At 68.5% G+C, this 13,414-nt stretch carries 11 protein-coding genes; 5 read left to right on the forward strand and 6 right to left on the reverse strand.

The window, feature by feature from the left end:
- Positions 1–4: 4 nt before the first annotated feature.
- Complete coding sequence (locus tag WT97_RS09300; RefSeq protein ID WP_059505127.1) at positions 5–748, reverse strand: Crp/Fnr family transcriptional regulator; 744 nt, start codon at positions 746–748, stop codon at positions 5–7.
- Between the two features lie 168 nt (positions 749–916).
- On the opposite strand from WT97_RS09300, the gene WT97_RS09305 reads away from it, so the two are divergent.
- On the forward strand, positions 917–2,563 hold the full coding sequence (locus WT97_RS09305; protein ID WP_060353284.1) for an acyl-CoA synthetase: 1,647 nt from the start codon (positions 917–919) through the stop codon (positions 2,561–2,563).
- Positions 2,564–2,609: 46 nt separating this feature from the next.
- On the opposite strand, the gene WT97_RS09310 is transcribed toward WT97_RS09305, so the two are convergent.
- From WT97_RS09310 to WT97_RS09320, 3 genes are all read right to left on the reverse strand, one after another.
- Positions 2,610–4,592 (reverse strand): methyl-accepting chemotaxis protein, encoded by a 1,983-nt coding sequence (locus WT97_RS09310; protein WP_060353285.1) that lies wholly within the window; start codon positions 4,590–4,592, stop codon positions 2,610–2,612.
- Between the two features lie 147 nt (positions 4,593–4,739).
- A complete protein-coding gene (locus WT97_RS09315; protein WP_059505133.1) occupies positions 4,740–5,171 on the reverse strand; it encodes a YqaA family protein in 432 nt (143 codons plus the stop codon).
- A 240-nt stretch (positions 5,172–5,411) separates the two neighbouring features.
- A complete protein-coding gene (locus WT97_RS09320; RefSeq protein ID WP_060353286.1) occupies positions 5,412–6,068 on the reverse strand; it encodes a LysE family translocator in 657 nt (218 codons plus the stop codon).
- Between the two features lie 283 nt (positions 6,069–6,351).
- Here WT97_RS09320 and WT97_RS09325 point away from each other — a divergent pair, with 283 nt between their 5' ends.
- Positions 6,352–6,834: an Lrp/AsnC family transcriptional regulator gene (locus WT97_RS09325; RefSeq protein ID WP_059505137.1), complete on the forward strand. Its 483-nt coding sequence runs from the start codon at positions 6,352–6,354 to the stop codon at positions 6,832–6,834.
- Positions 6,835–7,259: 425 nt separating this feature from the next.
- Here WT97_RS09325 and WT97_RS09330 read toward each other — a convergent pair whose 3' ends face one another.
- Both WT97_RS09330 and WT97_RS09335 read right to left on the reverse strand, forming a co-directional pair.
- Positions 7,260–7,403: a hypothetical protein gene (locus WT97_RS09330; protein ID WP_257127371.1), complete on the reverse strand. Its 144-nt coding sequence runs from the start codon at positions 7,401–7,403 to the stop codon at positions 7,260–7,262.
- Between the two features lie 225 nt (positions 7,404–7,628).
- Positions 7,629–9,278, reverse strand: coding sequence for an IclR family transcriptional regulator (locus WT97_RS09335; protein ID WP_060353287.1), 1,650 nt, complete (start codon positions 9,276–9,278; stop codon positions 7,629–7,631).
- 177 nt (positions 9,279–9,455) lie between these two features.
- On the opposite strand from WT97_RS09335, the gene WT97_RS09340 reads away from it, so the two are divergent.
- The 3 genes from WT97_RS09340 to WT97_RS09350 all read left to right on the forward strand — a co-directional run bounded on the left by WT97_RS09340 (position 9,456) and on the right by WT97_RS09350 (position 13,398).
- Positions 9,456–10,415: an MBL fold metallo-hydrolase gene (locus tag WT97_RS09340; protein WP_059505143.1), complete on the forward strand. Its 960-nt coding sequence runs from the start codon at positions 9,456–9,458 to the stop codon at positions 10,413–10,415.
- 186 nt (positions 10,416–10,601) lie between these two features.
- Positions 10,602–11,954, forward strand: coding sequence for an MFS transporter (locus tag WT97_RS09345; protein WP_060353288.1), 1,353 nt, complete (start codon positions 10,602–10,604; stop codon positions 11,952–11,954).
- Between the two features lie 85 nt (positions 11,955–12,039).
- Positions 12,040–13,398, forward strand: a complete 1,359-nt coding sequence (locus WT97_RS09350) for an MFS transporter (protein ID WP_060353289.1) — start codon at positions 12,040–12,042, stop codon at positions 13,396–13,398.
- Positions 13,399–13,414: the final 16 nt, after the last annotated feature.

Here is a 13,414-nt window from a genome sequence, read left to right on the forward strand (position 1 = left end):
GCACTCACAGCTGCTCCATGCCGAAGCGCGCCAGCGCGTCGAGATCGACGACGTCGATCTGGTTGTACGCGAGCCGCAACGCGCCGAGCTTCTCGAGTTGCTGCAGCGCCTGGTTGATCCGCTGGCGCGACACGCCGACGAGCATCCCCAGTTCCTCCTGCGAGATCGACAGCGACGGGCCGGTATCCGGGTACAGCGCGGGGTTGAAGAGCTGCGCGAGCGCCTGCGCGACCCGTGCGTCGACATCGAGCAGCCGGCTGTTCTGGATCGACGCAATGAATTCGCCCATCCGGTTGTTCAACTGATGAATCACGAACCGCGTGAACGGCAGGCTCGTGTCGAGCAGTGCATGGAACGTGTCGACCGGCACGAACAGCACGGTCGAGCGCTGGATCGCGACGACCTCGTACTTGCGCCGCTCGCGCTTGATCACGCTGCCTTCGCCGAACCAGCCGCCCGACGGCACGCCGGAAAACGTGCAGCCGCGTCCCGACGCGTTGAAGATCGCGAGCTTCAGCAGCCCCCGATGGACGCCGATCCAGTATTCGGACGGCGCGAGCCGGTGCGCGATCACGTCGCCGGCGTCGCACTGCTCGACGTGCGACTGGGCCAGCACGAGGGCCTGGTGTTCGGGCGCCAGCGTGCGGAACCATGCGCACTGGCCGAACAGCGTCGCCAGCGGCGGCAGCGGGCCCGGTTCGGGAAGCGTGTCGGCCGGGTCGGCGGCCGCGTCGGGGTGGTCGTGCATGGGTGCGGGTTTGCGAGGATAGGGATAACGCGCAGCGCTCGAGCGGCACTCTGTCGTTTCGACGACAGACGGCTCACAATAGCGCCCGTTAGGCTGTCGGCAATTGAACCACATCAAAACGCGCCGGGGTGCATGCGCCCCGGTCGACAGAACACGGGAGACAGGATCATGACGCAGATGTTCGAGGCCGGGCTCGGCCGCCGCGACGCCAACTACGTCCCGCTCACGCCGATCGATTTCCTGGTCCGCGCGGCCGAGGTCTACGGCGAGCGCACGGCGATCGTGCACGGCGACGTGCGGCGCACGTGGGGCGAAACCCATACGCGGGCCAGGCAACTGGCGAGCGCGCTCGCGCAGGCCGGCGTCGCACGCGGCGACACGGTCGCGGCGCTGCTGCCGAACATCCCGGCGATGGTCGAGGCGCACTTCGGCGTGCCGATGGCCGGCGCCGTGCTGAACACGATCAATACGCGGCTCGACGTGTCGTCGGTGCTGTTCATGCTGCGTCACGGCGAGGCGAAGGTGCTGATCGTCGACACCGAATATGCGGAGGTCGCGCATCGCGCGGCGCTCGAGGTGCCGGGCCTGAAGATCGTCAGCGTGGCCGACGCGATGCCGGCGGATCCCGACCGTTTCGCGGGTGCGACCGACTACGAGGCGTTCGTGGCCGGCGGCGACCCCGGCTACGCATGGACGCCGCCCGCCGACGAATGGGAGGCGATCGCGCTGAACTACACGTCGGGCACGACGGGCGACCCGAAGGGTGTCGTCTACCACCATCGCGGTGCGTACCTCGCGGCGATCAGCAACATCCTCGAATGGGACATGCCGAAGCACGCGGTGTATCTGTGGACGCTGCCGATGTTCCACTGCAACGGCTGGTGTTTCCCGTGGGCCGTCGCGGCGCGCGCGGGCGTGAACGTGTGCCTGCGCAAGTTCGACGCGAAGACGGTGTTCGACCTGATCCGCCGCGAGCGCATCACGCATTACTGCGGCGCGCCGATCGTGCAGAGCGCGATCGCGAACGCACCGGCCGAGCTTCGCGACGGGATCGAGCATACGGTGCATGCGATGGTCGCGGGCGCGGCGCCCGCGCCGGCCGTGATCGCGAAGATGAAGGAGATCGGCTTCGACCTGCTGCACGTGTACGGGCTGACCGAGGTCTACGGCCCGGCGACCGTCTGCGCGAAGCAGTCGCACTGGGACGCAGCGTCCGACGAGGAACGCGCGCGGCTCAATGCGCGCCAGGGCGTGCGCTATCACCTCGAGGCGGGCGCGACGGTGCTGGATCCCGACACGATGACGCCGGTGCCGGCCGACGGCGAAACGCTCGGCGAGATCATGTTCCGCGGCAACATCTGCATGAAGGGCTATCTGAAGAACCCGAAGGCGACCGACGAGGCGTTTCACGGCGGCTGGTTCCATACCGGCGATCTCGCGGTGCTGATGCCGGATGGCTATATCCGGATCAAGGATCGCAAGAAGGACATCATCATCTCGGGCGGCGAGAACATCTCGAGCATCGAGGTCGAGGACGCGCTGTACCGCCATCCGGCCGTCGCCGTGGCGGCCGTCGTTGCAATGCCCGACCCGAAATGGGGCGAGGTGCCGTGCGCGTTCGTCGAGCTGCGCGAAGGCGCGAGCGCGACCGAGGAGGAGATCGTCGCGCACTGCCGGCAACTGCTCGCGGGCTTCAAGGTGCCGAAGGCCGTGCGCTTCGGCGAGCTGCCGAAGACGTCGACCGGCAAGATCCAGAAGTTCCAGTTGCGCCATGCGGTCGGCTCGGACAAGGCGATCGATCTGGCCGGCGACTAGAAGTAGGCGGCGGGCTTGCCGCCGCCGCGCGTCGACGATCGCGAGATTACGCGCCGCGCTCCAGCCGGAACACGCTCACCGCTTCCGACAGTTGCGCGGCCTGGTCGCGCAACGCGACGGCCGCGCGCTCGGCATCCGAGATCAGCCTTGCATTCTGCTGCGTCGCGTCGCCGATCTGGGTGACGGCCAGATTCACCTGCTCGATGCCGGTCGATTGCTCGCGCGACGCGGCGCTGATCTCGCCGATCAGCGTGCGGACCTGGTCGACCCGCGCGACGATGTCGCGCATCGTGCCGCGCGCGGCGTCCGCGATCCGGTAACCCTGTTCGACCGTCGTCGACGATTCGGTGCTCAGCGTGTCGATCTCCTTGACCGCGGCCGCGCTGCGTTGCGCGAGCGCGCGCACCTCGGCCGCGACCACCGCGAAGCCCTTGCCGTGTTCGCCCGCGCGGGCGGCCTCGACGGCCGCGTTCAGCGCGAGGATGTTGGTCTGGAACGCGATGCCTTCGATCGCGCCGGTGATCTCGGCGATCCGGCGCGTCGCGCGGCCGATGTCGTCCATCGTCGCGACCACGCGCTGCACCGCGGCGTCGCCGTTCGTCGCGGCGGCCGATGCGTCCGCGACCAGCGCGTTGGCTTGCGCCGCATGCTCGGCGCTCTGCTGCACGGCGGCGGTGATCTGCTCCATGCTCGCGGCCGTCTGTTCGACGCTGCTCGCCTGCGTCGCGATTCGCGCGGCGATGTCGCCGCTGCCGGCCGCGATGCCGACCGTGCCGTGCGCGATGTCGGCCGCGCTGTTGCGCACCTGCGCGACGATTCGCGCGAGGCCGTCGCCGATCCCGTCGACGGCCTGCACGAGCCGGCCGATCTCGTCGTTGCCCGCGCCGTCGTGCGCGTTCGCGCCGTCGCGGATACGCACGCTGAGGTCGCCCGCCGCATAGCGCTCGGACGCGCGTGCGGCGGCTTCCAGCGGCCGGCTCACGACGCGTCGCACGACGATGACGAACAGCGTCGCGAACGCCGCGACGAGCACGGCGCCGATCATCAGGAAGCGATTGCGGGTGGCGCGCATGGTGGCGAGCAGCTCGTCGTCGAGCGCGATGCCGCCGACGAGCCATTGCCACTGCGGAATCGTCGTGAAGGACACGACTTTCGCGGTCGGCCCGCGGTCGTGCGCGGCCGGGTCGATCGACGTGTACGCGAGCCGGCCCTGGCCGGCCGCGAGCATCTGCGCGTAGGGCGCGCGCGTGCCGTCGGCCGGTTGGCCCGCCGCATCGGGATGCACGACGAACGCGCCGCGCGACGGACCCTGCGATGCATCGAGCACGAAGTAGTAGCCGTTGTCGCCGATTTTCAGCGAGCGGATGCCGTCCTCGACGAGCTTGAGCTCGGCGCCGACGTCGAGGCCGACGAACAGCGCGCCGATCACGCGGCCGGACGCGTCGGTCACCGGCCTGTACTGCGTGATGTACGGCCGGCCGAACAGCTTCGCGAGGCCGGTGTAGCTGCGCCCGGCGACGAGCGGCGCGTACGCGGGGCCGGCGCGGTCGAGCTTCGTGCCGACCGCGCGCGCGCCGTCCTGCTTCTTCAGCGACGTCGTGATGCGCACGAAGTCGTCGCCGTCGCGCGCGAAGATCGTCGCGATCGCACCGCTTTTCTTCAGAAACTGGTCGGGAATCGAATAGTCGAGGTCGAGCGGCTGGCCGCCGGCGGACAGCGTCGGCGCGGCGACGCCGCCGATGTCGACGGTGCGTGCCGGATCGAGCGCGAAGTCGGCCGGCAGGAAGCTCGCGAACAGCGTCATCGCGCGCGTCGCTTCGGCCGACAGCGCCTTGTCGAACAGCTCGACCATCGCGCCGATCGACTGCTCCTTGTCGGCGATCCTTGCGTGCGCCTCGTCGGCGAGTTGCTGGCCGGCAAAATGGGCGAGCGCCCATGCGAAAACGGTGAACAGCAGTGCAACGAGCGCGCACGCCAGCGCGGCAAGACGCGTACCGACGCTCACCCGGCCCAATTGGGTCAATCTCATACGGGATCCTGAGTGGGGAGAGAGGGGCGGAACGCACGCGTCACCGCTTGTTGTAAGGTGATCGGCAGTTTCGGCGAATTCTTTAGCGGCGCGCGCATGGCGACGGCATGCGCCGGCTCGACCCGCGGAACCGGATGACGGACGGCTTCAGTGCGTCACGAGCCACGCGACGGCCAGATAGCGGCCGACTTTTGCGATCGTCACGATCGCGAGAAATGTGGGCAGCGGCTCGCGCAGCACGCCGGCGATCATCGTCAGCGGATCGCCGATCACCGGCGCCCAGCTGAGCAGCAGCGACCAGCGGCCGTAGCGCGCATACCAGCGCTCGGCGCGCGCGAGCGCGGACGGCTTGACCGGAAACCAGCGGCGCTCGCGAAAATGCTCGATCCCTCGGCCGAGCGCCCAGTTGATCGCCGACCCCGCGACATTGCCGACGCTCGCGACGAGCACCAGCGCCCACACGGGCTCGCGCCCGGCCAGCAGCAGGCCGGCGAGCACGGCTTCGGATTGCAGCGGGAACAGGGTCGCGGCGACCATCGACACGGCGAACAGGCCGCCGTAGGTGAGCAATTCGGACATCGCGCGATTGTACCGGCCGCGCGGCGGCGAGCCCGGGCCACGCGGCCACGGGATCGCCGGCTCGCGGCGTCATCGGGCATCGGTCGTGCCGAACGGCAAGCGCGAGATCGTCACTCGTCGGCCGGTTCGTCGTCGAGCGTGCCGGCGAACTGTTGAGACGAGAGCGCCATGTCGGATTTCAACGGCGTAGCCGTTCGGGCGCGCTGCCACGCTCACGCGCACGACCGTCCGCGCGGCCGTTCAATTCCAGCCGACCATGATCGCGCCCATCCCGACGAGCAACCCGCCCGTCACGCGGTTCATCGCACGCATGCGCGCCGGCCGCTGCAACGCGCGGCTCAGCCGGTGCGAGAACAGCGCCATCGACGCGACGCCGCCCGCGAACAGCAGCGCGAACGTCGCGGCGAGCAGCAGGTATTGAAGGTTCAGGCTCCAGTCGGCATTCGGGCTGATGAACTGCGGAAAGAACGACGGAAAGAACAGCAGCGTCTTCGGATTCAGCCCGGAAGTCGCGACGCCGCGCCAGAACAGCGCGCGCCCGGTGTCGGTATCCGGCGCGGCGCTTGCCGTTCCGGCGCCGGCGTCGGCCGGTGCCGCGGCTGCGCCGGCCGGCGCACGGCTCAGCCATTGCTTGCCGCCGAGCCATACGAGATACGCGGCGCCGGCCCAGCGAAGCACGGTCAGCGCGTGTTCGTCGAGGTGGACCAGCGAATTCAGGCACAGCGCGGTCAATGCGAGTTGCAGCAGCACGGCGAGCGTGCCGCCCCAGACGCACGGCAGCGCGCGGCGCCAGCCGGTGCGCAACGCCTGGTTCATCGTGAGCAGGTTGACGGGGCCGGGCGCATAGATGAGGACGACGGAAGCGGCGAGGAACGACAGATAAAGCTTGAACGACATGACGAACGGGCAGGAACGGGGAGGCAGGCACCGGCCCCGCACGCGGTCGGATAGGCGTGCGGGCGGCGGGGAATCGCATGCCTGCGGGCCGGCACCGCAACTCGTGATTGCGGCCGTGCGTCCCGCTGCGAGGGGTGTCGCGGGGAGCGTGCCGGCCAGCAGGCATGGAGAAAATGTATCAAGCGGCCCGGTTAAAAGGCTTCCTGTTTTCTGGCAAAACGCACCTGTAACCGGAATCCTGTTCAGATAGAATGCCGATTTTCAGTAGAAGATTCTTCTCGTCATGGCTACTCGCGAACGCACGCCGAAAACGCTCGACAATCAGGACCGCAAGATCCTGAGTGCATTGCAGAAAAATGCGCGTCTGTCGAACGCCGAACTGGCCGAACAGATCGGCATGTCGACCACCGCCTGCTGGAATCGTACGCGGCAACTCGAACTCGACGGCTACATCGACGGCTATGTCGCGCTGGTCAACCAGCGCAAGCTCGGCTACGCGGACATCGTGATCCTCGAAGTCACGCTCGATCGCCACGAGGACGACGCGCTGGCGCGCTTCGGCGCCGAACTGGCGGCGCTGCCGGAGGTGCTCGAGGCGTATCTGGTGTCGGGGGAGTACGACTACTGGATCAAGGTGGCGGTGGACGGCACGGCCGGCTACGAACGCTTCCTGCGCGAAAAGCTGTACCGGATTTCGAGCATCCGTCACAGCCGTTCCATGTTCGCGCTGCGATGCATGAAGGACGTGCCTTCGATTCAAGTGTGACGGAGCGGAGACGGGCGCGCGGCCGCCGTTGCAACGAGGGGCGTAGGCGGCGAGGCGCTGGCGCGGACGAAACCGGCGAACGGCCGAGGCTCGCCAGGGGCGGCCGGCGGACCCGCAAAAACGGAAGAATCTTCCGCCCGCGATGGCCGGGCATGATCGCGGGCTGGCGGGGAATGGCTTCCGGCTTGAGGCACGCGGCTGCCGGCAATCCACATCGATCCGTATCGGTCGGCGCCGATCTCGGGCTGCACACGGCCTGAAACACCGCCTCGAGACAATCTAGAAACGCTCGCCGCACGGCGAGCGTATTCGGCCGGGACGAACCCGGCCGCTTGCTATCTGACCGGCACGACCGTCGGTTGCCCGGCGCAACAGCCGCTGTCGGCGTGCGTTACCGCAAGCGAATCAAGCGGCCGGCAGTCGGCTCAGCGCGGCAGGCGCGCGTGTGCTTCGGCGATGACTTCGCAGTTCGCGAGATGCAGTGCCCAGGCTTCTGCCAGCAGCTCGCCCACGCGTGCGAGCCAGCCAGTGGATTGGGCGGAACGATCGGAGACATTAGACGTTTGCATGACGAAGCCCCATGTAGGTGGCGAGTTAGGGATAACCCTAATCATAGCGAAGGGCTGCCGTCTTGTGAAATGCGATTTCGTTATATGAGAATTACTGACAATTCCTGTTGCTGCCACGCAACATGAACGTCGGCTGCGCCGGCGTGCCGGACAGGCGCGACGCGGCCGTGCCGGCACGGCTGCGCGTGGAGGAAAAAGGAATTCGAGCGTACGGAACGGGCGCGATTACCGGCCGATCCATCCGAAGCGCCATGACAATCGCCGCGTCGCGGCCCGCAGCGTCTGCGCCAGCTCGCTGTCCGGCCCGCGCGGAAAGCCGCGCGACGAGCCGATGATCGCGATCACGAGCCGGATGCTGCCGGTGTGATCGAACACGGGCGCGGCAATCGTCCCGATGCCCGGCACCGGCGCGTCGAACGCGAAATCGAGTTCGTCCGCGCGGATCGTCGCGAGCCGGGCGCGGAAGGTCGCGTCGTCCGGTGCGACGGGCGCGCCGGCGAGGCGCACGGGCTCGTTGACGAGCAGGTCGGCCAGCACGTCGTCGGACATGCCGGACGCGAAAACCCTGCCGATCGCCGTATTGACGAGCGACATCACGGTGCCGACCTGCAGGCTCACGTGCTGCGGCCGCGCCGATTCCTCGAGCCGGATCACGGTCGGCCCGAGCGGCCCGAGCGTCGCGGCGGCCACGCTCATGTCGGTCGCGGCGGCGAGCGCGACGATCTCGGCTTCCGCGTCGCGCGTCGGCGATACGCGCTGCATCGCGATCAGGCCCAGCGCCTGCGCGAGCGGGCCGCCATCGAAGCAGCCGGCGTCGTCGCGGCTCAGCAAGCCGATCTTCTGCAGGCTCACGAGATGCGGAAACGCCTTCGCGGCCGGCATGCCGGCCGCCGTCGCGAGATCGCGCAGCGGCAGCGCGCGGCCGGCCGACACCAGCGCGAGCAGCAACTCGCCGGTGCTGTCGAGCGCATTGATTCCGCGCTGCGCTTTTGCGTCGTCGGCCAGCGCGGGCGGGACGCGCGCGGCGCCCGGCGCCGGCGCGGGCGCCGGTTCCGCACGCGCGGCGCCGAGCGACGCAGTGGCCTGCCGCGCCGCATCGCGCAAGGCCGCCGCGATCGGGCCGTCCCAGTCGACATCGATCGATCCCGTCGAACCGATTACCGTCAACGCGAGTTGCAGCCGCCCGTGCGTATCGAAAACGGGCACGCACATCCCGCTGACGCCCGGGCTCGGCCGGTCGATGCTGCGTTCGATGCCGCGCGTACGAATCGTGTCGAGTTCGACGTGTTGCGCATCGCCGTGTGGCGCGCCCGACGCGCTGTCGGCGCCGGCGAGCGTATCGCCCGCGCCGGCCTGGCTGGCCGCCATCGCGTCGAGTTGCGCAGCGTCGCCGAACGCGCGGAACACCCGGCCGGTCGCCGTCGTGTCGAGCGACATCACCGAACCGACGTGCAGGTTCATGTGCAGCGGATAGCCGCCGCGCTCGATGCGCACGATCGTCGGGCCGAGCACGCCCGGCACCGACAGCGCGACGCTCAGCCCGACCGTTTCCGCCAGCCGCGCCGCGTGCGGCAGCGTCGCGCGGTAGGCCGGCTGGCGCTCGATCGACATCAGCCCGAGCCGCAGCGACAGCGGGCCGGGCTCGTAGTTGCCGGTGATCGCATCGCGCTTGACGAGCGCGAGCCGCGTCAGGCTCACGAGATAGGTGTGCGCCTGCGCGGTGGAAAGATCGGCCGCCGCGGCCAGCTCCGACAGCCCGAGCGGCTTGCGCCGGCGCGCGAGCGCGTCGAGCAGCCTGCCGCCGACCTCGACACTCTGGATACCGCGCTGCGCCTTGGGCGGCGCATCGTCCGCGCTGACTTCGTGGTTCTGCACGCGATGATTCTTCCGTTGACGAAACCCCGCATGGTATCCGACGCCATTTCTCGCGCCAGCCCGCAGGTTTACCCGTATTAGACAATAACAAGCGTGTTTGTCATTGACAAATATTCGGTGCAGGCAGATGATCCGCTCATTCCCCTCAACACATGGCTCGTAGCCACGGAACGCACAATGGCCAAAGCATTTGCCTCCCAAGCCGATCTGGAAGAGAAGAAAGTCACCTGGACGCAATTGTCCGAGAACGCGTACGCGTACACGGCCGAAGGCGACCCGAATTCGGGCGTGATCATCGGCGACGACAGCGTGCTGATCGTCGATACGACCGCGACGCCCGCGATGGCGCAGGACCTGATCGCGAAGATCCGCAGCGTGACCGACAAGCCGATCAAGCACGTGGTGCTGTCGCACTACCACGCGGTGCGCGTGCTCGGCGCGTCCGCGTACTTCGCCGAAGGCGCGCAGCACGTGATCGCGAGCCGCGGCACGTACGAGATGATCGTCGAGCGCGGCGAGGCCGACATGAAGTCGGAGATCGAGCGCTTCCCGCGCCTGTTCGCCGGCGTCGAGACGGTGCCGGGCCTGACCTGGCCGACGCTCGTGTTCGAGCGCGAGATCACGCTGTTCCTCGGCAAGCTCGAAGTGAAGATCATGCACGTCGGCTCGGGCCACACGAAGGGCGACACGATCGTGTGGCTGCCGTCGCAGAAGGTGCTGTTCTCGGGCGACCTCGTCGAATACGACGCCGCGTGCTATTGCGGCGACGCCCAGCTCGAACAGTGGCCGGCCACGCTCGAGGCGCTGCGCGCGCTCGGCGCGGAGAAGCTCGTGCCGGGCCGCGGCCCCGCGCTGCTGAATCCGGCCGAGGTCGACAAGGGCCTCGACTACACGAAGGATTTCGTCACGACGCTGCTCGCGCAGGGCCGCAAGGCGGTCGAGCGCAATCTCGACCTGAAGGCGGCGATGGCGCTCACGCGCGAAGCGATGGATCCTAAGTTCGGCCACGTGTTCATCTACGAGCACTGTTTGCCGTTCGACGTGTCGCGCGCGTTCGACGAAGCGAGCGGCATCACGCATCCGCGCATCTGGACCGCGCAGCGCGACAAGGAAATGTGGGCCGCGCTGCAGGATTGAGCGGCGCACGGCGGCGGGGTGGCGTTCACATGACCGCATCGCCGTTTTTCTGAAGGTGGCGGCATTCGCGGCGGCATCGCGCCGCGGTGCCGGCATCCGTTTCCGGTCTCACAAGAAAGCAGGGCGCATGCACGCCCTCGGAGACTGCTGCGCGCTCGACGGCGCGCGGCCCGTTTGGAGAGAGACATGCCTCAATCGCTTCCCGCCGAAGCGACGCTCGCGCACGCGAGCGCTTCGGCGTCGACTTCCGCATCCGCATCGAGCGATGCGCTGCTGTTCCGCAAGATCGCGTGGCGGATCGTCCCGTTCCTGTTCCTGTGCTACGTCGTGTCGTTTCTCGACCGCATCAACATCGGCTTCGCGCAGTTGCAGATGAAGCACGATCTCGGCTTCAGCGATGCGATGTACGGGCTCGGCGCCGCGGTGTTCTACGTCGGCTACGTGTTCTGCGAAGTGCCGAGCAACATGCTGCTCGCGCGGTTCGGCGCGCGCCGCACGTTCACGCGGATCATGCTGCTGTGGGGCATCGCGTCGACCGGAATGATGTTCGTGTCGCAGCCGTCGCATTTCTACGTGCTGCGCTTCCTGCTCGGCGTGTTCGAGGCCGGCTTCTTCCCCGGCATCGTGCTGTACCTGACCTACTGGTTTCCCGCGAACCGGCGTGCGGCGGCGATCTCCGTGTTCTTCGCGGGCGTCGCGGTGGCCGGCGTGCTCGGCGGGTTGCTGTCCGGCTGGATCATGCGCGACATGAGCGGCGTGCTCGGCCTGCACGGCTGGCAGTGGATGTTCGCGATCGAGGGCGCGCCGGCGATTCTGCTCGCATTCGCCGCGTTCACGTTCCTCGTCGACCGGCCTCGCGACGCCGCGTGGCTCACGTCCGACGAAAAGGCGCGCGTCGCCGCGCTGTGCGCCGAAGGCCGCGCACACGGCGGCACGCACGACGGGCGCAGCGTGATGGCCGCGCTCGCGAACCCGCGCGTGTACCTGTTCGCGTTCGTGTATTTCTCGCTGACTTGCGCGTCGCTGACGCTCAACTTCTGGATGCCGCTGATGATCCGCGACTTCGGCGTGACCGACGTCGTCGCCGTGAGCCTCTACACGGTCGTGCCGAACGCGGTGGGGGCGGTCGGGCTGATCCTGATCGCGCGCCGCTCGGATCGGACCGGCGAGCGCCGCAAGCACTTCGCGTGCTGCACGATAGGCGGCGGGCTCGCGCTCGCGGCGCTGACGCTACACCTGCACAGCTTCGTGGCGATGCTCGCGTGCCTGTCGATCGCGGCGACGCTGATCTTCGCCGCGCTGCCGATCTTCTGGGCCGTGCTGACCCGCTACCTGTCCGGCAACGCGGCCGCGGCCGGGATCGCGCTGATCAGCAGCATCGGGATCACGAGCGGCATCGTCAGCCCGTGGGTGATCGGGATGATCCGCACGCGCACGGGCAGCATGGATCTGGCCGTGTATCTGCTCGCCGCGCTGCTGGTCGCGAGCGGCGTGGCGCTGATGGTCGGCGTGAAGGGCGAAGGCGCGCGGCGCGGTTGAACGGGCAATGGCCGGTCGTCGCCCGCGGGCGGCGGCGACCGGCGTTCATCCCCGTCCGCACCGGAATCCGTCGAGGAGACGATCGATGTCAGCCCCTCTGCAAGCACACGTCGCGCGCGACGGCGCGACCGACGACGCGTTGTACCGCCGCATCGGCGCGCGGATCGTGCCGTTCCTGTTCATCTGCTACATCGTGTCGATTCTGGATCGCAGCAACATCGGCTTCGCGCAGTTGCAGATGCGGCAGGACCTCGGCCTGACCGATGCGATGTACAGCCTCGGCGCGGTGCTGTTCTTCGTGGGCTACGTGCTGTTCGAGGTGCCGAGCAATGCCCTGCTGCGCCGCTACGGCGCGCGCCGTACGTTCGCGCGGATCATGTTCCTGTGGGGTGCGGTGTCGGTCGCGATGATCGCCGTCGACAGCGCGAAGCACTTCTACGTGCTGCGTTTCCTGCTCGGGCTGTTCGAGGCCGGGTTCTTTCCGGGCGTGGTGTTCTACCTGACGTACTGGTATCCGGCGCGGCGACGCGCGGCGGTGCTGTCGATTTTCTACGCGGGTGTCGCGGTGGCCGGGATGGTCGGCGGGCTGCTGTCGGGCTGGCTCATGCGCGGGATGTCCGGCGTGCTCGGTCTGCACGGCTGGCAATGGATGTTCGCGATCGAAGGCGCGCCCGCGATCCTGCTCGGCGTGATGGCGTGGTTCTGGCTGTGCGATCGTCCGGAGCACGCACGCTGGCTGTCCGACGCCGACCGGCAGCGGCTCGCGGCCGACCTGGCCGCCGATCGCATCGGCGCCGGCACGCAGGCGCCGCATTCGCTGCGACAGGTGTTGGCCGAACCGCGTACATACCTGTTCGCGTTCATCTACTTCTCGCTGACCACCGCGCTGCTGATGCTGCTGTTCTGGATGCCGCTGATGATTCGCGAATTCGGCATCCACGACGTCGTGCATATCAGCCTGTTGTCGGTCGTGCCGAATGCGATCGGCGCGGTTGGCCTGATCGCGATCGCGCGGCGCTCGGATCGCAAGTGCGAGCGGCGCCGGCATTTCGCCGCGTGTGCGTTCGGCGGCGCGCTGGCGCTCGCGTTGCTGACGCTGCACCTGCCGAGCATCGTCGCGATGATGGCGCTGCTGTCGGTCGCGGCCATGCTGATCTTCGCCGCGCATCCGGTGTTCTGGGCCGTCCCGTCAGCGTATTTCTCGGGCGCCGGCGCGGCGGGCGGGATCGCGCTGATCAGCAGCATCGGCGTGTCGAGCGGGATGATCACACCCTGGCTCGTCGGGTTGATCCGCACGCGAACCGGCAGCATGGACCCGGCGATGCTGATGATCGCGGCGCTGCTGGCCGCGTGCGCGGTCGCGATGCTGCTGGGCGTGCCGAAAGGCGCACGCGCCACGCGGCAGACGGTCCCCCATTCGACGAGCGGCGCAAGGGCCCGCTGACGATCGACGCGCTTGC

It is taken from the genome of Burkholderia sp. MSMB1459WGS (assembly GCF_001534535.1).
Classification (GTDB): domain Bacteria; phylum Pseudomonadota; class Gammaproteobacteria; order Burkholderiales; family Burkholderiaceae; genus Burkholderia.

What these genes read in the sequence shown, in the direction of transcription:
- WT97_RS09340 (WP_059505143.1), top strand. Translation starts at nt 9,456, where the DNA reads ATGGCCAAAGCATTTGCCTCCCAAGCCGATCTGGAAGAGAAGAAAGTC.
- WT97_RS09350 (WP_060353289.1), top strand. Translation starts at nt 12,040, where the DNA reads ATGTCAGCCCCTCTGCAAGCACACGTCGCGCGCGACGGCGCGACCGAC.
- WT97_RS09300 (WP_059505127.1), bottom strand. Translation starts at nt 748, where the DNA reads ATGCACGACCACCCCGACGCGGCCGCCGACCCGGCCGACACGCTTCCC.
- WT97_RS09320 (WP_060353286.1), bottom strand. Translation starts at nt 6,068, where the DNA reads ATGTCGTTCAAGCTTTATCTGTCGTTCCTCGCCGCTTCCGTCGTCCTC.
- WT97_RS09310 (WP_060353285.1), bottom strand. Translation starts at nt 4,592, where the DNA reads ATGAGATTGACCCAATTGGGCCGGGTGAGCGTCGGTACGCGTCTTGCC.
- WT97_RS09305 (WP_060353284.1), top strand. Translation starts at nt 917, where the DNA reads ATGACGCAGATGTTCGAGGCCGGGCTCGGCCGCCGCGACGCCAACTAC.
- WT97_RS09345 (WP_060353288.1), top strand. Translation starts at nt 10,602, where the DNA reads ATGCCTCAATCGCTTCCCGCCGAAGCGACGCTCGCGCACGCGAGCGCT.
- WT97_RS09325 (WP_059505137.1), top strand. Translation starts at nt 6,352, where the DNA reads ATGGCTACTCGCGAACGCACGCCGAAAACGCTCGACAATCAGGACCGC.
- WT97_RS09330 (WP_257127371.1), bottom strand. Translation starts at nt 7,403, where the DNA reads ATGCAAACGTCTAATGTCTCCGATCGTTCCGCCCAATCCACTGGCTGG.
- WT97_RS09315 (WP_059505133.1), bottom strand. Translation starts at nt 5,171, where the DNA reads ATGTCCGAATTGCTCACCTACGGCGGCCTGTTCGCCGTGTCGATGGTC.